The organism is Pseudoflavonifractor phocaeensis (assembly GCF_038439875.1).
In the GTDB taxonomy this organism is placed as follows: Bacteria; Bacillota; Clostridia; order Oscillospirales; family Oscillospiraceae; genus Vermiculatibacterium.
The window spans coordinates 295,485-316,201 of sequence record NZ_JBCDMT010000004.1; the positions used below are offsets into that span (position 1 = coordinate 295,485).

Consider the following 20,717-nt stretch of genomic DNA (forward strand, 5'->3'; position numbering starts at 1 on the left):
CTTCTATTTCCGAATCGAAAAAAGGAACCCTACGGTTCCTTTTTCTCTTTCCTCTATCTTATTGCGCCACGGCCCGATTGATGCGGGATTCGACCTCTTCATAGCTGGCGCTCTCTGAAAGCACGATCTCCGAGATCAGGATCTGCTTGGCGGAATGGAGCATTTTCCGCTCTCCGGTGGACAGCCCACGCTCCCCATCCCGAAGCATGAGGCTTTTCACCACCCGGGCTACCTCCAGGATGTCTCCGCTTTTCAGCCGCAGCATATTCTCCCGGTAGCGCCGGTTCCAGTTCGGATCTGTGTCCACCTCGATGCCGGGCAGCGCGTTGATGACCTGGTCGGCCTGATCCGGGTCCACGATGGGACGCACGCCGATCTCTTCCGAATTCTCCGTCGGGATCATCACCAGCATCCCGCCCACGGGTAGCTTCAGAATATAATAATCCCGCACCACTCCGTTGACTTTTTTGGTGACGATGCTGTCGATCACGCCAGCACCGTGCATGGGATGGACGATTTTATCCCCAACGTGGAACATTCCGCGCCTCCTTGCTCCGTATACAAATCTTAACAAAGAGTATTATAGCCTTATTTTCTGAATTTTGCAAGAATAATCCAGAAAATCATAAAAACCATGCCAAAACCACACCGTTATTTGACAAGAAAAAGAACATATTCTATTTTCAGATCGCAGGCCAGCGGGGCGGGGCTGCCGGAAAAAGAAAACATCCCCCGGCGAAAGCCAGAGGATGTTTTGAAACGCAGCAGAGGGGACTTACTCGCCGTCAAAGTCGGGAGCCACCTCGGTGGTCTCGCCGTCGGAGCTGGCCACCACGGTGTCCTCATCACTGTCATCGTTGGTCCGCTGGGCGTCTTCCAGCACGGCACGGATAGACAGGGAGACCTTCTTACGGTCATAGTCGATATCGGTGATCTTCACTTCCACCTGATCGCCCTCGCTCAGCACGTCGCCGGGCTTGTCGATGCGGTGGTCGGCGATCTGGGAGATGTGGATCAGGCCGTCCACACCGGGCACGACCTCGGCGAAGGCGCCGAAGGTCATCAGCTTCACCACGCGCACGGTGGCGGTATCGTCCACCTTGTACTTGTCGGTAAAGTTGGCCCAGGGATCCTGGCCCCGGTCCTTCATGCCCAGAGAGATCTTCTTCTTCTCGGGGTCGAAGGAAATCACGTACACGTCCACCTCGTCGCCGGGGTTGACCACCTCAGAGGGGTGCTTCACGCGGCTCCAGCTGAGCTCGGAGATGTGGACCATGCCGTCCACGCCGCCGATGTCCACAAAAGCGCCATAGGAAGTGAGGGACTTCACCACGCCGTGGTAGTGCTTGCCCTCCTCAATGCCGGCCCACACCTCAGCGGCCTTCTCGGCCCGCTCCGCGGCGCCGACGGCGCGGATGGAACCTACCACCCGGCGGCGGGCGCGGTTGACCTCGGTGATGCGCAGCTTGACCTTCTTCTTGAGAAGCTCAGTCATGGGCGTGTCACGGGGAATCCCGGTCTGGGAGGCGGGCACGAACACGCGAACGCCCTTGACGCTCACCACGACGCCGCCCTTGTTCTCCTCGGTGACCACGCCCTCGACGGTGGTGCGGTCCTCGCAGGCCTGGGCCACGTCGTCCCAGCTTTTGACGGTATCCAGACGCTTTTTGGACAGGGTGACCACGCCCTCCGCGTCGTTGACGCGCATGACGTAAGTCTCGATCTCGTCGCCCACATGAACCAGATCCTCGACCTTGACCGTGGGGTCGTCGGTCAGCTCAGACACCGGTATGTAACCGGCGTGCTTGGTCCCGAGATCCACGTAGATCTCGGTCGGCGTAATGTCCGTGACAACGCCCGTGACTTTCTCCCCCGTATTTAAAGTTTTGATCGATTTCTCCAGCAGTTCGGCAAAGGATTCCTCGATCTCCATGTTTTCTTCGCTCATTTTGTCAAATACCTCCTTTATGATCCACACGGGCGTGGAGGCGCCCGCGGTGATTGCCACGCAAGCCCTTCCCGCAAAACGGGACGGGTCCAGCTCGTCCGAGCGTTCTACCCAGACTGTGTCAGGACAGACCGCGGCGCACAGCTCATAGAGCCGGCGGGTATTGGCGCTGTCCCGCCCTCCTATGACGACCACGGCGTCGTTTTGGGCGGCCAGTCGCTGGGCTTCGGATTGCCGGGCGCAGGTAGCATTACATATTGTATCAAAAACTTTGATATTTGTACACAGTTTTTTTGCGTTTTCCACGCAAAAATTCCAAGTTGCCTGGGTCGAGGTGGTTTGTGACACCATCGTCACCGGCTCTTCCGCGACGGCGGGATGGGCCAGCAGGTATTCCTCCAGCGCTTTCCCATCCTGAAAGATCAAAGGATCCCGGCACCAGGCGGCGATGGCCTTCACTTCGGGATGTCCCGGAGCGCCGATCACGATGACCCGCCGTCCCTCTTCCTGGGCCTGGGCCACCAGCTTATGGATGCGGGAGACGTTGGGGCAGGTGGTATCGACGACCCTGGCGTTTTTCGATTGAAGCAGGCGGTGTACCGCCTCCCCCTCCCCGTGAGAGCGGAGGATGACAGCCGCCCCTTCAGGAATATCCTCCGGGCGATCAACGAGAGTGACGCCCAGTCCCATCAGGCTGTCGATGACCGCCTGATTATGGATGACCGGCCCCAGCATGACGCAGGGGGCTCCGCTCTGGGCGGCGTCCCGGGCCATCTCCACCGCCCGGCGGACCCCGTAGCAAAAACCGGCGGATTTTGCCACCGTCAGTTTCATTTCACCTGTTCCTCCAGCGCCGCGATGCGGGCCATCAGATCCCTGGCGATCTCCTCATACTCCAAGGCCGAGCCGTGACGGGTCTCCGTCTGGGGCAGATAGGGCTCTCCAAAAACCACCGGAGTGCGGCCGAACCACTTTTTCTTGGCCGGGATGTAAATGGGCAGGATGGGGGTCCCGGTGCGCAGGGAGAACATGGCTACGCCGGTCTTGGCCTCCCCCAGCTGTCCGTCTTTCTGGCGGGTCCCCTCGGGGAACAGCATCAGCTTATCCCCGCTCTTCAGGCATTTCATCGCCCGTTTGACGGCGGCCACGTCAGATTTGCCCCGCTCCACGGCAAAGATCCCCGCCTTTTTGAGGATCCAGCCAATGATAGGGACCTCCAGCAGTTCCGCTTTCGCCATGACCTGGGGCCGGTGTTTCAGCGTCATGGCAAAGGCCACAAACAATGGGTCGGAAAGCCCTGTATGGTTGGGGCACAGGATCACCGGCCCGTCGGGGATACGCTCCCGGCCAATGGCCTTGCAGGGATGCACCAGATTAAAAAAAGGCCAGACGATGGAATAGACGACAGCATACGCGCGCTTCATGCCAATTTCTCCCGAACTGTCTGAAGGAGGACTTCAAAGCTCTCCTCCATGGAATTTCCTGTGGTGTCCACCAGCAGGGCGTCCTCCGCCTGGCGGAGAGGCGCGGCAGACCGGGTGGAGTCCCGGTGGTCCCGCTCCCGGATATCGGCCAGCACCGTCTCATAATCGGTCCGGCTGCCCCGGGCCGCCAGCTCCTCGAACCGCCGCCGGGCCCGATCCTCCGCCGAGGCGGTGAGGAATATTTTCACATCGGCATCGGGCAGCACCACCGTCCCAATATCCCGGCCGTCCATGATGACGTTGCCCTGTTTGGCCAGGTCCCTCTGCATATCCATCAAAAAATCCCGCACACCGGGAATGGCGGAGATCTGGGAAGCTGCGGTGGACACCTCCGGCGTGCGGATGGCGTCGGTTACATCCTCCCCGTTCAGGTACATTTTCTGGACCCAGTCCTCCCCGTAGTCCAGCCGGATGGACACCATGGGCAGCAGCTTCGCCACCGCTGCCTCGTCCTCCGGGGAAATCCCCTGCCTCAGGGCAAACAGCCCCAGAGTGCGGTAGATAGCCCCCGTATCCACGTAGAGAAAGCCCAAAGCCCGGGCCAGTTTTTTCGCCATCGTGCTCTTCCCTGCCCCGGAGGGGCCGTCCACGGCAATGCTTTTATACTTCATCTCGGTTTTCCTCCCGGCAAAAACTCGCGGCGCCCAGCCCCGCCGCCCGACCCGTGGACCAGGCGATCTGAAGGTTGAAGCCTCCGGTGTAGGCGTCCACGTCCAGCACTTCCCCTGCCAAAAAGAGGCCCTTGGCCCTTTTGGAGGCCATGTCTCCGGGTGACACCTCTTTTACCGTCACGCCTCCGGCTGTGACGATGGCCTCTTCCACCGGCCTGGGGCCCAGAATGGAAAAGTCCAGGGCTTTGATGGTCTCCAAAAGCCTCCGGCGCTGAGTGCGTGTTAAGGCATTTGCCTTTTCACTTCCAGATACCCCGGCCCGCTCCAGCAAATGGGGGATCAGGGAGTGGGGCTCCAGCGTTTCCAGCACATGGCGCAGGTCTTTGTTGGCCCCTTCGGTCAATTCCCGCACCAGACGCCGGTCCAACGTCTCCTCGTCCAGGGCCGGTTTCAAATCGATGCTGGCCGTGTAGCGGTCCTTGTCAAAGTCCCGAAGATGGGCGCTGGCGCTGAGGACCAGGGGGCCGGACAGTCCAAAATGGGTAAAGAGCAGTTCCCCCTGCTCCTGAAACACCGTTTTCTTTTTGCTGTTCTTGATTTTCAGAGCTACGTTTCGAAGAGACAAGCCCTGCATCCCGGCGCAGTCCTCCGCCACCAGCGGCACCAGAGAGCCTCTGGTGGGCTGGACCGTGTGCCCCGCCTGCCGGGCCAGCTCGTAGCCGTCCCCGGTAGAGCCGGTGGCGGGGTAGGACACCCCGCCGGTGGCCACGACGGCCGCCTTGCAGGGGTAGCGGGTTCCGCTCTCCCCCCTGACTGCGGTGACGGAACCCTCCACGATCTCCAGGGAGACCGCCCGATCCTGGATCAGCTTCACCCTGCTTTTCCGCAGGGCAAGAAGCAGGGCGTCGATGACGTCGGCCGCCCGGTCGGACTGGGGAAACACCCGGTTCCCCCGCTCTGTTTTCAGCGGCACGCCCAGGCCCTCGAAAAAGGCCATGACCTCCTCCGGCGGAAAACGGGTGACGGCGCTGGTGAGGAAGCGGGCGTTGTGGGGCACGTTGGCCAAGACCTCCTGCACAGAGCAATGGTTGGTCACGTTGCACCGGCCCTTGCCCGTAATGTACAGCTTGCGGCCGATTTTCTGGTTGCGCTCCAAAAGAGTCACGCGGGCGCCCATGGAAGCGGCGGCCAGAGCCGCCATACAGCCGGCCGCGCCGCCGCCGATCACGATGATATCAGAGGTCAATCCAAATAACTCCTATTCGTCGGTCTTTTCATAGACCTCGTACTCGTCCCAGATCTTTTCCAGCTTGCTGAAGGTCCCGGACAGCTCTTCGCTCTTCTTCCGGCTCACCGCCACGATCAAGGCGTTGACCAGGGAAAGGGGCGCCACCAGGGAGTCCACAAAGGAGGCCATATCGCTTTTGGCCATCAGGGTGTGGTCGGCGATCTCCGCCAAAGGAGAGGCTCCGCTGTCAGTAATCCCGACCACGGTGGCCCCCCGGTCCTTCGCGTACTGCATGGCCTTCACCGTGCGTTTGGAGTACCTGGGGAAGCTGATGCCGATGATCACGTCCCCCTCCCCGATGCGCAGGATCTGCTCAAAAAGCTCGCTGGAGGAATTGGTGTGGGCCACCACCACGTTTTCAAACATCATGTTGAAATAAAAGCCCAGAAAGCTGGACAGGGCAAAGGCGGAGCGTACCCCCAGGATATATACCTTCCGGGCCGAGAGGATCGCGCTCACCGTATGGTCAAAATCCCGGCGGTCCACCTCTTCCAGGGTCATGCGGATATTCTCGGCGTCCGCGTGCATCACCATGGGCAGGATCTCATGGTTGCCGATGCGGTCGTTGGAGACCTCGATCCGCTGCACCGCCGTGAGCTTGTTGCGGATCATCTCCTGCAAGGCCTTCTGCATGGCGGGATAGCCGTCATAGCCCAGCTCCGCGGCAAAGCGCACCACGGTGGACTCACTGACGTTCACCGTTTTGCCCAGCTTGCTGGCGGTCATGAAGGCCGCCTTGTCGTATGAATTCAGGATGTAATTGGCGATGAGCTTTTGCCCCTTGGAAAAGGTGCTCATCTCACTTTGGATCACAGTTAAAATATCTTTTGTCATATGAAACGATCCTCCGGCTATTTCCCCGCTTTTAGGGGAGATAATCACTCCGTTATCATAGCCGGATTCCGCCGGAAAAGCAACCGTTTTTTGCAAGTTCTGCACTTCATCTTGCAAAATGGAAGCATATGGCTTCAGTGGATCAGCTCCGCCCGCTCCCGCGGGGTGAGCCACCGCCAGGCCCCTATGGGCAGGCTGCCCAAAGACAGCGTCCCCTCCCGGACCCGACGCAGGCGATGTACCGTCAGCCCCGCTAGGGCGCACATGCGCCGCACCTGGCGGTTCTTCCCCTCGTGGATCACCACGGACAGCGCTCCGCCCGTCCCGTCCCGCCGCAGGACGGAGACCCGGGCCGGGGAAAGGAGGGCGCCGTCCAACTCCAGCGGCCCCGACAGGATGGGCAGTGCCCTCTCCAGATCCCCGGTCACCGACACGTGGTACTCCTTCTCAACCTCCTGGCTGGGGTGAAGGAGCCGGTTGGTCCCCTCCCCGTCGTTGGTGAAGAGAAGCAACCCCTCAGAATCCAGATCCAGCCGCCCCACCGGCCACACCCTGCAGCCGCAGCCGGCCACCAGCTCCGCCGCCGTACGTCTCCCCTTTTCATCCGACAGGGTCGTGACATAGCCCCTGGGCTTGTTCAGCATGAGCCATACCGGGCTGTCCGGCTTGGGAAGGGGGATGCCGTCCACTGTGACGGTATCCCGGTCCGGGTCGGCCTTGTCGCCCACCTTGGCCGCCGCGCCGTTTACAGCCACCCGGCCCGAAGCCAGATAGCCTTCCGCCGCCCTGCGGGAGCAGATCCCGGCGGCGGAGAGCAATTTTTGCAGTCGTTCCTCCATGGTCCTCTCACCTCGTCTGCGTCAAAAGCGCGGCCAGGGAGCCGTCTCCCCCGCCGCGCAGATATTCCGTGATCCGCTGGAACAGGCTGAGCTGGGGCTTGTTCACCGGCACATCGGCGGTATATAAAAGGTAGGTCTCACCGATGACCTCTTCTCCGATCAAAAAGGTGAGCTTTCCGGCGATGGCCCCCTGTTCCACCGGCGCCTCCACCTCCTCGGGCAGAGTGATCAGCGCCCGCACCTTCTCACGCTCCTCCAAGGGATAGAAAACGTCGGAGGCGGTCTCAACTCCCACCTGGGACAGGAGGCTCCCCCTCACCCGCAGTGTGCGGAACTGCTTCCCCGCGTGGGCCAGAGGATGGCTGGGCCATGTGTCGAAACCGTAGTTGAAGAGCTTGGTATGGTCGTCCCAGTCGTCCGGGTCTTTCAGCGTCACACAAATAAGGGTCTGATCCCCTCTCGTGGCACAGGAGACCAGGGTGCGCCCGGCGGCGTCGGTATAGCCGGTCTTCATACCGCCGCATCCCTCGTACCGCCACAGCAGCTTGTTATGGTTGGTCAGGCTTCGGCCCGCGATGGTGATGGAGCGGGTGGCCACCATCATGGACAGGGTCTCGTTTTCCAGCACCGCCCGGGCCACCAGCGCCATATCGGCGGCGGTGGAATAGTGCTCATCGTCGTCCAGTCCGTTGGGATTGGCAAAGTGGGTGTCCTTCATGCCAAGAGTTTCCGCCCGCTGGTTCATCCAGTCCACGAAGGTCTCCACATCCCCCGCGCAGCCCCCGGCGATGGCCAGGGCAGCGTCGTTTCCCGAGGAGAGGAGCAGGCCGTAGAGAAGGCCCTCCAGGGTGATCTCCTCCCCGGTCCGCAGGTACATGGAGGAGCCCTCCGCCTGGTACTCCGGCTTTACTTTGATGACCTTCTGGAGATCGGGCGTGGACTCCACCGCCACAAGGGCGGTCATCAGCTTGGTAATGCTGGCGATGAGCCGTTTTTCATGGGCGTTTTTTTCATAGAGGACCCGCCCGCTCCCCGCGTCCACCAGGATGGCGGAGGCGGCGGAGACCGCCGGGGCGCTCTCCGCCCCATAGCAGACAGGGCATAGCAAAGACACGGCCAGTATGGCCGCAAGCAGTCGTTTCATATGGCACTACCTCGCAAAAAGAGATAGTGCCAGTATGCGCCTTAGAAGTCGGCGTTATCCTTCTTCTCCTGCTGCTTTTCAATAAACCCGGTGACCTTGTCCACCAGCTCGGGAACCATGTCCACCACCCGGTCCACCGCTCCGTCGGGAGGAGGCGCCACAGGCAGAAGCTTCACCGTATCCCCCCGGACCACCAGGAAGGCGATGGGGTTGATGTTCACCCCGGCGCCGCTGCCGCCGCCGAAAGAGTTGTCGGCGTCCGGCTTCTGGTTCTTGGTGGCGAAATCGCTGCCGCCGGAGGCAAAGCCAAAGCTCACCTTGGACACGGGGATGATCGTGACCTCGCCGGCCAGGATGGGCTGGCCCACGATGGTGTTCACGTCCACCATCGTCCGGATCTTTTCCATGGTGGCGCTCATGAGGTCGCTGAGGGGATGTTCTTTCTTCTCCACTTAAATCGCCTCTTTCTGTGTGTTGGCGGGCCGTTTCCCGCTTTTGTATATCCTCAGGCACTTGACGGCGTACCGCGCCCCGAAACTCACGAACTGCCCGATTCGGCCGGAAAAGGCGGCATAGAGGTAGACCGTGGGCTTGCCGGCTTGAAAATCCACCGCCGTGCGGATCCTATGGTCTCTGATATCAAAATTCTGCTCGAAAATGGGCCAAATCATACCGACGGCCGCGTTGGCCCCGCCAAAGGCCATGGCCGCCATTGCCGCATCAGGCGCCGCGGCAACAAAATCCAAATGAAGCGTGTCGATTCGGATGCGCCGTTTTAATTCCCCAGCCGCCTCCCCAATCAGCGGCAGAAATCGCCGGAGAGTCTCCATTGCTCCGCCCGGTTTATGCCGGGGTCCTTCCCCTTCTTTCTCCGGCTTCGCTTTTCGCGCCTTCCGGGGCTCCTTTTCTTCCCGCTTCTTCCTGGGATAGACCTTCCACCGGAAACACCCCGCCCGGACCCATACGATCAGGCCGCCCGCGAAAAACTCCGCCGCGCCGCCCACGCGGACCATGGCGAGCAGAATCAGGACCGCCAGAATGATAAGGCAAACCATCCACCCGCTCATGGGACAGGCGCCTCCGGGGCGTCTCCGTCTTCCGCCGGCTCGGCTTCTTCCCCGGCCCCGGCGGCCAGCGCTTCCCGCTCGGCCAGCTCCCGGGCGGCGGCCTCCAACTCCTCATCGGTGATGCCCGGCTCTTCCTCCGGCTTCTTCTCTTCTTCCTGAAGCCGTTCCACTTCCATCTGCATATCCAGAGTCAGCTGTTCGTCCTCCGCCGAGGCGCTGGGCAGGTCCGGCAGCTCCTCCAGGCTGGCAAGGCCAAAGGAGCGCAAAAAGTTCTGGGTCGTCCGATAGAGGATCGGCCGGCCGGGCACCGCCAGCCGTCCGCACTCCTCAATCAGCTCCCGCTCGGTGAGCAGGCCCACGGTATAGGCGCTGTCCACGCCCCGGATCTGGTCCACATAGGCCTTTGTGGTAGGCTGATAATAGGCGATGATGGCCAATACCTCCAGGGCGGGCTGGGACAGCCGGGCGGGCTTTCTGCTCTCAAAGGCTTTTCGGATATATCCGGCGTACTCGGGCGCAGAGCACAGCTGGTAGCAGTTCTCCAGTTTCACCAGCCGGATGCCTCGGCGCTCATAGCTGTATTGATCGGCCAACCGCTGGCACACGGCGTCGGCGGTGGCCCTGTCGACCTCCAGCGTCATGCAAAGACGCTCCACCCCCACCGGCTCTCCGGCGGCAAAGAGGATGCCTTCGATGGCGGACTCCACTTCCTTCAATTCCATAGAAAGCCCCTCCTTTTAATAGGCGTCGGAAGAGAATTCAAAGTCCTCTTCCCCGCCCCCGATGCTGGTGACGGTGCAGTCTGTCTCGGTCCCCGCCAGGCGCAGCCGCCGGGCCTTGCACAGCTCCAGCACCGCCAGGAAGGTAGCCACTACCTCGGAGCGGCTCCGGTTGCCGCGGAACAGAGCGTGGAACCGGGTGACCCCGAACTGGCGCAGCCGGTCCATGATTTCCCCCGCCTTATCCGCCACCGGGTAGGGTTCCCGGCCCACGATGCCCTCAAAGGCGGCCATAGGCGGCGGAAGCTGGTTGTCCACCCGTTCCAGCGCCGAAGAAATGGCCCGAAAGAGGTCCTCCGGTTTGTGGCTGTACCGGTATACCTTGTTTACCGGCAGATGCTCCGGCACTTTGGTGATGTAGTCCCGGCACACCGCGTACCGATCCGAAAGCATGGGGACGATGGACTGGATGCGGACATAGTTTTCGTGCCTCTGGTGCTCCTCCAGAGAGGCAATGAGCTGATCCAGCTCGGAGATGGCCTCCTCGTCGTGGATGGACAGCAGCATCCGGGTCTTGATGAACATGAGCTGGGCGGCCATGGACATAAACTCGCTGGCCACCTCCAGGTCCAGGGCCCGGCGCTTGTTCATCCAAGCCATGTACTGGTCCAAAATCAAAGAGATCTGAATGTCCTGGATCTCCATCTTGTTCTTGGCTAGCAGGCTCAAGATAAGGTCCAGAGGGCCGGTAAAATCCTCCACGTCGTCCGCGCGGACCCGCACCACTTTTTCCAGATGATAGATCGGAGCGTCCATGGAGTCTCACCTGCCTTTTCAGGAAAATAGCCGGATCAGAGAAGAGATGTCCTGGGTGGCGAATACCGCGCCCAGGGGATAGCCCACCAGGGAGCACAGCCCTTGCAGCGCCATCAGGATCAGGCGGGACAGGGGCCCCTGAAAGGTGCCCGCCATGGTCAGTACGATGACTAGGATCATCACATACCGCTCATACCGTAGGATCGTCAGATACGCCTTATCCGGCAGAAAGGCGAACAGGACTTTGGAGCCGTCCAGAGGGGAAATTGGGATGAGGTTGAATATCCCAAGCCCCGTGCTCAGCACCGCCAAATTTGAAAGGAAGCACAGCACCACCAGGGCGGTGTTGCCCAGGCGGGTGAAATGATAGATCAGCGAGCTTACCGCCAGGGCGAGAAAGGCCAGTAAAAAATTGGACAAGGGGCCCGCCAGGGCGGTGATGGCCATATCCCGTTTGGGATGCTTGAAATAGCGCATATCAACAGGCACAGGCTTGGCCCAGCCCACCTTGGCCACCAGCATCATCAACAACCCGACGGGGTCGATGTGCCGGATGGGGTTGAGGGTCAACCGTCCGGCATTCTTGGCGGTGGGGTCTCCCAGCCGGTAGGCCACAAACCCGTGGGACAGCTCATGGAAGGTGATGCAGAAAAGGGCCGCCACGGCGGATACCAAAAGCCCGACGAGGCCCCACCAGTCCATGCTGTTCAAGAATTCCGTCAAATCCCGCAAAGCAGAGCCTCCTCCCGATTTGAATAAAAGATATTATACCAAATTTTTTAACTTCACACAAGTGCCCGGCAGAGGTTGCGGAAAAGCAGATATGCCCTTGCCTCTTTCCGCCGAATCTTGTATAATGATTTCAGAAAAACTATGTCAAAAAGCTTTCTGCAAAATAAAAAACAGCCGCGACACACGGCTGTTTCTTTTTATTTTATTCCTCCAGTCCCAGGAGCCAGCTCACCTTGACGTTCAGAGCCCTGGCCAGCAGAGGAAGTTCAAAGTCGGGCACGATCCGCTTACCGGTCTCGATCCGGCTGATGGCCATCTGACCAAGCTGCAGCCCCATCAGCTGCAGACGGCCCGCCAGCGCCTCCTGGGACAGCCCGATAAACTGGCGGGCCAGTCTTACACGGGCGCCTGAAATATTGGACTTTTCATTTTGAAGCGACAGGCGCACCCGTATACCCTACCTTTTCTATCCAGATCATCTTTCGTATAGTATGCCGAATTGACAATAACATGAACCCAACCCCGTAATTATAAAAAAGATGATTAAGTAATATCCCGCCGTTTATAAATTCTTTTTGAGCAGAAAAATGACTATTTTGTTTTTATCATTTCCCTTTTGAAATAACGTGAGTAGGTGATCCAATGGGCAAATTACACCGGGCCATACAGCGTATGGACGTTCAAGTGTCCCTCTTCACCGCTTTGATGGTCCTTCTCTCCTGCCTTCTCCTATACGCTGTCAGCTATCACCTGACCTATAAGAACATGATCCATGTTTTGGAGGAGCGGGTCTACTCCATCGCCAACGCGGCGGATTCCCTCTTGGATAAAGAAGGTTTCTTCAAGCTGTATGATGAGGAGGACATGAACAGCGATCTCTACCTCCGCTCTCAGGAGGAGCTCTACCGGATCAAACTTGGCACCGGCGTGCGGTACCTCTATACCGCCACCCGCACCGAGGACGGGGAGTTCATCTACCTGGTGGACGGACTGGATCTGTCCGCCGAGGATTTTCGTCATCCCGGCGACCCCATCGAGCCGGAGATCATCCCAGAGCTGGAATATGCGATGACCGACCATCCCGTACTGCCGGACAGCATTAAAAATACCGAATGGGGGAAAATCTTCATCGCCTATATCCCGATCCACGACGACACGGATGACCAGGTGGTGGGCGTTCTGGGCGTGGAGTTTGAGGCGGAGAGCCAGTTCAACACCTACCGCAACCTCAAGTTCATCACACCGATGATCATCCTGCTCACCTGTCTGCTGGCCGGATTGCTTGCCCTGCGGGTTTTTCGGCGGATCTCCAACCCCACCTTCCAGGATGCGTCCAACACCGACTATCTCACAGGTTTGAAAAGCCGCAACGCCTTCCAAACCGATCTCAGCAACGCCAACGCCCGCCGGACCGCCCTCCCTGGGTGCAGCATGATCCTTCTTGATCTAAACGAGCTCAAATTGGTCAATGATTCTCTGGGGCATAACTCCGGGGATCTCTACCTCCAACTGGCCGCCCAGGCCATCCGCGCCGCCCTGGACAAGCAGGACATTGCCTATCGGATCGGCGGAGACGAGTTCGCCATCATTACGCCTCTCCAGGAAGACGCGGACATCAAACAGCTGGTAGAGCGTGTCCGTCACGGCCTGGAACGGCTCCGCCCCGAGAATTGGACCGCGCCCCTGTCGTTCTCCGCCGGTTGGGCCACATTTGACCCCACCCGTGACGGTGACCTGTCCGCGGCCTACCACCGGGCCGACGACGCCATGTATCTGGATAAGCAGCAGTACCACGGAACTTAAGGATGGAAAAAGGCCTCACTCCACGACAGAGTGAGGCCTTTTCTTATCCGTTCGCTCAGACAATGTGATTGCGCAGGACGCCGATCCCCCGAATCTCCACTTCCACCGTGTCCCCGGGCTTCATGGGCCCCACGCCGGCAGGAGTCCCCGTGGTGACCACATCGCCGGGCTCCAGGGTCATGGAGGCGGTGATGAAGGCGATCAGTTCCGGGAGCTTGTGCATGAAGAGCTCGGTATTCCCCTTCTGGACCACCTGACCATTGAGGCGGGTCTCCACGTCGGCGCAGGCCCCGTCGATCTCATCCGTGACCAGCGGCCCCACCGGGGCAAAGCCGTCCATGCTCTTCCCCCTGGTCCATTGGCCGTCTCCATACTGGATATCCCGGGCCGTGACGTCGTTGAGACAGGTATAGCCCAGGACGTATTCTTCAAAGTGCTCCGGCGTCACATCCTTGGCCCGCTTTTTGATGACCAGGGCCAGCTCTCCCTCATAGTCCAGCCGCTCCACGAAGCCGGGGGCATGGACCTGGCCCTCCGGGTGGTTGAGGGTGTTGGGCGCCTTGATGAACAGCAGAGGCTTGGCGGGAGCCTCGCCCCCCATTTCCTTCACATGGTCGAAATAGTTCTTCCCAATGCACACGATTTTCGTAGGCTCGCAGGGCGCCAGCAGGCGGCAGCTGGACAGAGGCAGGCTCTCCCCGTCATATTGGATGCTCTCATAGGGCGCGGCGGACAGGGTCCGTACCGTCTCCCCTTTCAGCACGCCCCAGACCGGCGTGTCCCGGCGCAGGATGCGGACGTATTTCATACTGTTCCCCCCATATGATCTAAAATCAGTCCCAGCAGCTCTTCCCTGCCTGTACCCTTCTCGGCTGAAAAGGGAATTACCTTTACATCATCAGGCAGCTCTAAAGTCTCCCGGATAAGAGCCAAATTGGGTTCGATCTCGCTTTTTTTCAGCTTGTCCAGCTTGTTGGCCACGACGGCAAAGGGCCGGCCCGTCCCCTTGAAATAGTCCGACATGATCTTATCGTCCCCGGTGGGCTTATGGCGGGCGTCTACGATCAGGACCCCCAGGGTCATGAGGGAGCGGTCGTCGAACCAACTTTGGATCAGTCCCGCCCAGCGGGCCTTTTCCGTCTGGGAGACCTTGGCGTAGCCATAGCCCGGGAGGTCCACCAGATAGATTTTTTCATCGATGCGGAAATAGTTGATGTGGGTGGTCTTTCCCGGCGCCGCACCCACCCGGGCAAAGTTCTTCCGGTTGAGAAGCCGGTTGATGACAGACGATTTGCCCACATTGGAACGGCCCGCAAAGGCGATCTGCGGCAAAAGATCCCTCGGAAAGTCCTTGGCCCCGGCGGCGGAGCGTACAAACTCCGCCTTTTGTGTATTCAGTCCCATAGCTCACCTCACTGTGCCCAGGGCCGCTGGCCCTGGACTATATTGGCCGCCGCCTCCGGCAGGGGCGGCAGCTCCGCATCCACTTTTTCCCGAACAAGGGCGCTGTCCAGCACGGCATCCACCTGCCCGGCGGGAACAAACCGCAGAGCGGAGCGCACCAGCGGGTCGATCTCCTCCAGATCCGGGAGATTCCCCTCCGGCAGGATCACAGTGCGGATCCCCTCCCGCAGGGCCGCCATGGTCTTTTCCCGCAGGCCGCCGATCCGCAGCACCCTTCCCCGTAAAGTTACTTCGCCTGTCATAGCCACATCTCCCCGCACCGGGGTTCCGGTGAGGGCGGAGACCATGGCGGTGGTGACCGCCACCCCGGCGGAGGGCCCGTCCTTGGGTACGGCCCCCTCCGGAAAGTGGACATGAATGTCCTTTTTCCTGTAAAAGTCCTCCTGGAGCCCCAGCTCCCCCGCATGGGCGCGGATATAACTGAGGGCGGCCCGGCAGGACTCCTTCATCACATCCCCCAAATTCCCGGTAAGCTCCAGCTTGCCGGAGCCGGGGACCACGTTGACCTCTACCTCCAGCAGTTCACCGCCCACACTGGTCCAGGCCAGACCGTTGACCACGCCCAGTCTGGGGACGTGATCCCGCAGTTCAGGCTGGAACTTCCGCGGCCCCAGCATGGGTTCCAAATCTTTTTCTGTTATGGAAACTGACTTTACATCTGTTGAGACCAGACGCATTGCCGTTTTCCGGCACAAAGAGGCCAGCTCCCGCTCCAGGAGCCGGACCCCGGATTCCTTTGTATACCCCGCGATCAGAGCCCGGAGAGCTCCGTCACTGATCTTGAGCTGACTTTTTTTCAGGCCGTGGCGTTTCAGCTGTTTGGGCAGCAGATGCCGCCGGACGATCTGGAGCTTTTCCTCATCAGTATAGCTGGGCAGTTCGATGACTTCCATCCGGTCCAGCAGGGGCCGGGGAATGGTATCAGTGGTATTGGCGGTGGTGATGAACATCACCTCGGAGAGATCGAAAGGGATCTCCAAAAAATGATCCCGGAAGGAACCGTTCTGCTCCGGGTCCAGCACTTCCAAAAGGGCCGAAGCCGGGTCCCCCCTCTGGTCATTGCCCAGTTTATCGATCTCATCCAGCACCAGCAGGGGATTGCAGCTCCCCGCCTGCTGAACGGCGGCGATGATCCGTCCCGGCATGGCCCCCACATAGGTCTTGCGGTGCCCCCGGATCTCCGCCTCGTCGTGGATGCCGCCCAGTGAGACCCGGGCCAGCTTCCGCCGGGTGGCCTTGGCCACGGAGAGGGCCACCGAGGTCTTTCCCACGCCGGGTGGACCCACCAGGCAGATGATCTGCTCCTTCAGATCCGGGGCCAGCTGTTTGACCGCCAGGAATTCCAGGACCCGCTCCTTCACCTTGTCCAGGCCATAGTGGTCGCCGTCCAGGGCCTTCCGAACCGCCTCCACGTCAAGCCGGTCCTTGGTGCGCTTCCCCCAGGGCAGATCCAGGCAGGTGTCCAGATATCCCCGGAGGACCGACGCCTCGGCGGAGCCGAAGGGCTGTTTCTCCAGACGGGAAACCTCTTTTTCCAGCTTCTCCTTGGACTCCCGGGGCAGATCGACGGCGGCGATCCTGCGGCGGTACTCCCCCGGTTCATCGTCTCCCCCGTTCTCCCCCAGCTCGCTTTGAATGACCTTGAGCTGTTCCCGCAGGACAAAATCCCGCTGGGTCCCGGCGATCTGCTGGCGCGCCTTGGATTCCAGGTCCTGCTCCACCTCCAGCACCTCGATCTCCCTGCGCAGGCACCGGTTGAGCCGGCTCAGCCGCCGGACGGGGTGGATCTCCTCCAGGATGGCCTGCTTGTCCTCGGTGCGCATGGGGATATTTTGAGCGATGTAGTCGGCGATATAGCCGGGGTCATCGCTGGACAGCACACTGAGCAGCACATCGGAGGTCATATGGGAGGAGAGCTCGATGTACGATTCAAAAAGATTATAGGTGGAGCGGATCAGCGCCTCCGTCCGGGCATTTCTGCGTCCCGCCGGTTCCGGCTCCAATTCCTGGACCTCCGCCGTCAGGTACGGCGCGGTCTGGGTCAGAGTCAGGAGCCGCCCCCGGCTCACGCCCTCCACCATCACCCGCACATTGTCCCCCGGCATGCGCAGGAGCTGGCGGATGTTGCAGATGGTGCCGATGTGGAACAGGTCCCGCTCCCCCGGCTCCTCCACCGCCAGATCCCGCTGAGAGACCAGGAACACCGTGGAGTTGCTGGACATGGCCTCATCCAGCGCCCGGATGGAGGTCTCCCGGCTCACGTCGAAGTGGAGGAGCATACTGGGGAAAATGGTCAGGCCCCGGAGGGCCAGCGCGGGGATCGTGACAGGAATTTTCTCCTCCGCCACGGCAAACACTTCCTTCCTTTGAAAAAGTGGGGCGGGGTCTCCCCCGCCCCACGGCTCGTTGAGATGATTTAAGACGCGGTATCCCGCATGGGCGTCCCGCCCTGGGCCGAGTGAAGGGCGGCGCCGCCCAGCCTGGGCCGCTCCGTCTTGTCCCGGTCGTGGACCACCTCGGGCGGCACTCCGTCGTTGACGCTCTCAGCGGTGATGATGACTTTGGAAATCGTGGGGTCGGAGGGCACCTCGTACATGGTCTGAGCCATGACGTCCTCCAGGACCGCCCGCAGGCCGCGGGCGCCGATCCCGCGCTCGATGGCCTTGCCGGCGGCGGCGTCCAGCGCCTCGGGCCGGAATTCCAGCTCCACGTCGTCGTATTCCATCAGCTTCTCATACTGGCGCACCAGAGCGTTCTTGGGCTCGGTCAGGATCCGGACCAGCTGCTCCCGGTTCAGGGAGCCCAGGGTGGTCACCACGGGCAGACGGCCCACCAGCTCGGGAATGATGCCGAACTTGATGAGGTCGTGGGGCTGGACCTGAGCAAAGAGCTCGCCGGTGTTGCGCTCCTCCTTGCTCTTGATCTCCGCGCCGAAGCCGATGGTCTTTTTGTCCAGACGCTGCTCGATGATCTTCTCCAGACCGTCGAAGGCACCGCCGCAGATGAAGAGGATGTTCTTGGTGTTGACCTGGATGAACTCCTGATGGGGGTGCTTCCGCCCGCCCTGGGGCGGCACATTGGCCACGGTCCCCTCCAGGATCTTCAGCAGGGCTTGCTGGACACCCTCGCCGGACACATCCCGGGTGATGGAGGTGTTTTCGCTCTTCCGGGCGATTTTGTCCATCTCGTCGATATAGATGATGCCCCGCTCCGCCAGCTCCACGTCGTAGTCGGCGGCCTGCACCAGGCGCAGAAGGATGTTCTCCACGTCGTCGCCCACGTAGCCCGCCTCGGTGAGGGTGGTGGCGTCAGCGATGGCGAAGGGCACCTTCAGCACCTTGGCCAGTGTTTGGGCAAAGAGCGTTTTGCCGCAGCCGGTGGGACCCACCAGAAGGATATTGCTCTTCTGGAGCTCCACGTCGTCAGCGCCGCCGAAGTAAATGCGCTTATAGTGGTTATACACCGCCACCGACAGAGCCACCTTGGCCCCGTCCTGGCCGATGATATACTGATCCAACACCTGGTGGATCTCTTTGGGGGTGGGGATCGCGTCGGGGACCTCCGGGCTGAAGGTCTCCGCCTGGTCCTCCGCGTCGTCCAGAATGGACATGCACAGATGGACGCACTCGTTGCAGATATAGGCTCCCGGCCCCGCGATGATGCGGGACACCTGCTCCTGATGCTTTCCGCAGAAGGAGCAGCGGACAGATTTATGTTCGTCGTTTTTCGGCATAATGTTTCCCTCATCCTTGGGTGTTCATACTCAAAGGAGCGGGGCGAACGGCCCCGCTCCCCTTAAGAGGATATTTTAACGCTGATAGATGACCTTGTCAACCAATCCGAAGTCCTTGGCCTCCTCGGCGGACATGAAGTTGTCCCGCTCACAGGCGGCGGTGACTTCCTCGATGGACTTTCCAGTGTTGTCGGCCAGGATCTTGTTCATCCGCTTCTTGATGACCTCCAGCCGTTTCAGGTGGATGGCCATGTCAGTGATCTGACCCTGGGTCCCGGCGGAGGGCTGGTGGATCATGATCTCGGCGTTGGGCAGGGCCAGGCGCTTGCCCTTGGTGCCGGAGGAGAGCAGGAACGCGCCCATGGAGGCGGCCATGCCGATGCAGATGGTGGACACGTCACACTTGACGTACTGCATGGTGTCATAGATGGCCATGCCGTCGGTAACGGAGCCGCCGGGGCTGTTGATGTAGAACTGGATCTCCTTATCGGGGTCCTGGGCCTCCAGATACAAAAGCTGGGCGACCACCAGACTGGCGGTGGTGGCGTTGACCTCTTCCCCCAGGAAGACGATCCGGTCGTTGAGCAGTCGGGAAAAGATGTCGTAAGAACGCTCGCCCCGGCTGGTCTGCTCTACTACATAGGGAACTAAACTCATGATTGACTTATCTCCTTTACCAAATTGACACAGAGAACACAAACACACACCATAGTATCCCCAAACCGGTCTGGATTATTCCTCGGTCTTCTCCGCTTTCTTGGTGGTCTTTTTCGCGGCGGGCTTCTTTTCAGCCTCTCCCTCAGCCTTCTTGGCGGGGGCCTTCTTCTTGGCGGCGGGCTTCTCCTCGCCCTCGTCGGCCTTGGCGGCCTTCTTGGCGGTGGACTTCTTGGCGGCGGGCTTCTTCTCCTCGCCCTCGTCCTCGGCCTTTTTGGCCGCCTTCTTGGCGGGGGCCTTGCCCGCCTTGGCGGAATCAAAGACGATGTTGGCCGCCTTCTGGTTGGTCAGGTCGTTCTTCAGGTCACCCAGGGGCACCACCTTCTTCACGTCCTCGGCGGTCATATGGTACTGCTCGCCCAGACGGGCACACTCGGCGTCGATGTCGGCGTCGGTGACCTCGATCCCCTCGGCCTTGGCGATGGCACCCAGGGCCAGGTCGGTCTTGACCTGACGGAGAGCCCCCTCCATGGCCTGCTCCTTGAGCATGTCCACGGTGAGTCCGGTCATGGCCAAATACTGGTCAAAGGGGATGCCCTGGGAGGTGATGCGCTGGCTGTAATCCTCCAGCATCCGCTGAGCCCGGAAATTCACCATGGCGTCGGGGATGTCGGCGGTCATGTTCTCGGTCACCTGGTCCAGCAGGGCCTCCTCAAAGGCGCTGCGGGCGGCGCGCTCCCGGCGCTCGGTGAGCTTGTCGCCCAGGTCCTTGCGAAGGGCCTCCAGAGTCTCAAACTCGGAGACGTCCTTGGCGAACTCGTCGTCCAGGGTGGGCTCCACCTTCTCCTTGACGGCGTGGACGGTCACTTTAAAGGTGGCCTCTTTGCCGGCCAGCTCCTCCGCCTGGTACTCAGCGGGGAAGGTCACCTTCACTTCCTTGTCCTCGCCGGCCTTGGCGCCGATGAGCTGATCCTCAAAACCGGGAATAAAGGAGCCGGAACCCAGCTCCAGATCGTGTCCCTCGGCCTTGCCGCCCTCGAAGGCCTTGCCGTCCATGAAGCCCTCGAAGTCGATGGTGACGGTGTCGCCCTTCTTGGCCTTGCGGTCCACGTCCTTCATGCTGGTGGCCCGCTGGATGTAGGGCTTGAGCTCCTCGTCGATATCCTTGTCGGTGACCTTCACGGTCTCCTTGGGGGCGGTCAGGCCCTTGTAGTCGCCCAGGGTGACCTCGGGACGGACGGCCACGGTGGCCTTAAAGGTAAAGCCCTCCTTGTTGATGTCCTGCAGCTCCACCTCGGGATAGGCCACGGTGTCCAGCTTCTCCTGCTCCGCCGCCTGGGCGAAGAGGTCGGGGTAAATCTCGTTGACGGCGTCCTCGTAGAAGACGTCGGTTCCATACATGGCCTCGATGATCTTACGGGGCGCGTGGCCCTTCCGGAAGCCGGGGATCATGATCTTGCCCCGCTGCTTCTTGTAGACCTTGTCGACGGCGGCCTCCAGCTCGGCGGCGCTCGCCTCGATGGTCAGGGCGACCATGCTCTTTTCCAGTTTCTCCACGCTCTTGACATTCATGTTTGTACT

The 20,717-nt window shown here is 60.6% G+C and carries 21 protein-coding genes; 1 reads left to right on the forward strand and 20 read right to left on the reverse strand.

What is annotated here, in order from left to right; genetic code table 11:
• Nucleotides 1-58: 58 nt before the first annotated feature.
• From AAEU42_RS08680 to AAEU42_RS08745, 14 genes are all read right to left on the reverse strand, one after another.
• The gene (locus AAEU42_RS08680) at nucleotides 59-538 is read right to left on the reverse strand and encodes a CarD family transcriptional regulator (protein WP_342233143.1); all 480 of its coding nucleotides are present in this window, start codon (nucleotides 536-538) and stop codon (nucleotides 59-61) included.
• Between the two features lie 237 nt (nucleotides 539-775).
• Nucleotides 776-2,782: a bifunctional 4-hydroxy-3-methylbut-2-enyl diphosphate reductase/30S ribosomal protein S1 gene (locus AAEU42_RS08685; protein WP_342233144.1), complete on the reverse strand. Its 2,007-nt coding sequence runs from the start codon at nucleotides 2,780-2,782 to the stop codon at nucleotides 776-778.
• Nucleotides 2,779-3,372, reverse strand: a complete 594-nt coding sequence (locus tag AAEU42_RS08690; protein ID WP_342233145.1) for a lysophospholipid acyltransferase family protein — start codon at nucleotides 3,370-3,372, stop codon at nucleotides 2,779-2,781. The genes AAEU42_RS08685 and AAEU42_RS08690 overlap by 4 nt, the downstream gene beginning before the upstream one ends.
• Nucleotides 3,369-4,043 (reverse strand): (d)CMP kinase, encoded by a 675-nt coding sequence (gene cmk, locus AAEU42_RS08695; protein ID WP_342233146.1) that lies wholly within the window; start codon nucleotides 4,041-4,043, stop codon nucleotides 3,369-3,371. Before cmk ends, AAEU42_RS08690 begins: the two co-directional genes overlap by 4 nt.
• Entirely contained in the window at nucleotides 4,033-5,289 is a 1,257-nt protein-coding gene (locus tag AAEU42_RS08700) for a BaiN/RdsA family NAD(P)/FAD-dependent oxidoreductase (RefSeq protein ID WP_342233147.1), read from the reverse strand. The genes cmk and AAEU42_RS08700 overlap by 11 nt, the downstream gene beginning before the upstream one ends.
• Before the next feature lie 12 nt (nucleotides 5,290-5,301).
• On the reverse strand, nucleotides 5,302-6,165 hold the full coding sequence (locus AAEU42_RS08705) for a MurR/RpiR family transcriptional regulator (protein ID WP_342233148.1): 864 nt from the start codon (nucleotides 6,163-6,165) through the stop codon (nucleotides 5,302-5,304).
• Nucleotides 6,166-6,299: 134 nt separating this feature from the next.
• Nucleotides 6,300-7,004, reverse strand: a complete 705-nt coding sequence (locus tag AAEU42_RS08710; protein ID WP_342233149.1) for a pseudouridine synthase — start codon at nucleotides 7,002-7,004, stop codon at nucleotides 6,300-6,302.
• Nucleotides 7,005-7,011: 7 nt separating this feature from the next.
• On the reverse strand, nucleotides 7,012-8,148 hold the full coding sequence (locus tag AAEU42_RS08715) for a D-alanyl-D-alanine carboxypeptidase family protein (RefSeq protein WP_342233150.1): 1,137 nt from the start codon (nucleotides 8,146-8,148) through the stop codon (nucleotides 7,012-7,014).
• 41 nt (nucleotides 8,149-8,189) lie between these two features.
• The gene (ytfJ, locus tag AAEU42_RS08720; RefSeq protein ID WP_342233151.1) at nucleotides 8,190-8,600 is read right to left on the reverse strand and encodes a GerW family sporulation protein; all 411 of its coding nucleotides are present in this window, start codon (nucleotides 8,598-8,600) and stop codon (nucleotides 8,190-8,192) included.
• Nucleotides 8,601-8,978 carry a DUF2953 domain-containing protein gene (locus AAEU42_RS08725; RefSeq protein WP_342233152.1) on the reverse strand — a complete coding sequence of 126 codons (378 nt, stop codon included), beginning with the start codon at nucleotides 8,976-8,978 and terminating at the stop codon, nucleotides 8,601-8,603. It lies immediately after the preceding gene.
• 233 nt (nucleotides 8,979-9,211) lie between these two features.
• Nucleotides 9,212-9,937, reverse strand: coding sequence for an SMC-Scp complex subunit ScpB (gene scpB, locus AAEU42_RS08730; protein ID WP_342233153.1), 726 nt, complete (start codon nucleotides 9,935-9,937; stop codon nucleotides 9,212-9,214).
• 15 nt (nucleotides 9,938-9,952) lie between these two features.
• Nucleotides 9,953-10,750: a segregation and condensation protein A gene (locus AAEU42_RS08735; RefSeq protein WP_342233154.1), complete on the reverse strand. Its 798-nt coding sequence runs from the start codon at nucleotides 10,748-10,750 to the stop codon at nucleotides 9,953-9,955.
• 18 nt (nucleotides 10,751-10,768) lie between these two features.
• Nucleotides 10,769-11,482 (reverse strand): site-2 protease family protein, encoded by a 714-nt coding sequence (locus AAEU42_RS08740; RefSeq protein WP_342233155.1) that lies wholly within the window; start codon nucleotides 11,480-11,482, stop codon nucleotides 10,769-10,771.
• Nucleotides 11,483-11,684: 202 nt separating this feature from the next.
• Entirely contained in the window at nucleotides 11,685-11,930 is a 246-nt protein-coding gene (locus AAEU42_RS08745; protein WP_342233156.1) for a helix-turn-helix domain-containing protein, read from the reverse strand.
• A 224-nt stretch (nucleotides 11,931-12,154) separates the two neighbouring features.
• Here AAEU42_RS08745 and AAEU42_RS08750 point away from each other — a divergent pair, with 224 nt between their 5' ends.
• Nucleotides 12,155-13,285, forward strand: coding sequence for a GGDEF domain-containing protein (locus tag AAEU42_RS08750; RefSeq protein WP_342233157.1), 1,131 nt, complete (start codon nucleotides 12,155-12,157; stop codon nucleotides 13,283-13,285).
• Between the two features lie 55 nt (nucleotides 13,286-13,340).
• Here the strand turns inward: AAEU42_RS08750 and AAEU42_RS08755 are convergent, their stop codons facing one another.
• From AAEU42_RS08755 to tig, 6 genes are all read right to left on the reverse strand, one after another.
• Nucleotides 13,341-14,093 carry a fumarylacetoacetate hydrolase family protein gene (locus AAEU42_RS08755; protein WP_342233158.1) on the reverse strand — a complete coding sequence of 251 codons (753 nt, stop codon included), beginning with the start codon at nucleotides 14,091-14,093 and terminating at the stop codon, nucleotides 13,341-13,343.
• Nucleotides 14,090-14,689 carry a ribosome biogenesis GTP-binding protein YihA/YsxC gene (yihA, locus tag AAEU42_RS08760; RefSeq protein ID WP_342233159.1) on the reverse strand — a complete coding sequence of 200 codons (600 nt, stop codon included), beginning with the start codon at nucleotides 14,687-14,689 and terminating at the stop codon, nucleotides 14,090-14,092. The genes AAEU42_RS08755 and yihA overlap by 4 nt, the downstream gene beginning before the upstream one ends.
• Before the next feature lie 8 nt (nucleotides 14,690-14,697).
• The gene (lon, locus tag AAEU42_RS08765) at nucleotides 14,698-17,097 is read right to left on the reverse strand and encodes an endopeptidase La (RefSeq protein WP_342233160.1); all 2,400 of its coding nucleotides are present in this window, start codon (nucleotides 17,095-17,097) and stop codon (nucleotides 14,698-14,700) included.
• A gap of 68 nt (nucleotides 17,098-17,165) precedes the next feature.
• On the reverse strand, nucleotides 17,166-18,482 hold the full coding sequence (clpX, locus tag AAEU42_RS08770) for an ATP-dependent Clp protease ATP-binding subunit ClpX (RefSeq protein ID WP_342233161.1): 1,317 nt from the start codon (nucleotides 18,480-18,482) through the stop codon (nucleotides 17,166-17,168).
• A gap of 75 nt (nucleotides 18,483-18,557) precedes the next feature.
• Complete coding sequence (locus AAEU42_RS08775) at nucleotides 18,558-19,139, reverse strand: ATP-dependent Clp protease proteolytic subunit (RefSeq protein WP_342233162.1); 582 nt, start codon at nucleotides 19,137-19,139, stop codon at nucleotides 18,558-18,560.
• Between the two features lie 75 nt (nucleotides 19,140-19,214).
• Complete coding sequence (gene tig, locus AAEU42_RS08780) at nucleotides 19,215-20,708, reverse strand: trigger factor (RefSeq protein WP_342233163.1); 1,494 nt, start codon at nucleotides 20,706-20,708, stop codon at nucleotides 19,215-19,217.
• Nucleotides 20,709-20,717: the final 9 nt, after the last annotated feature.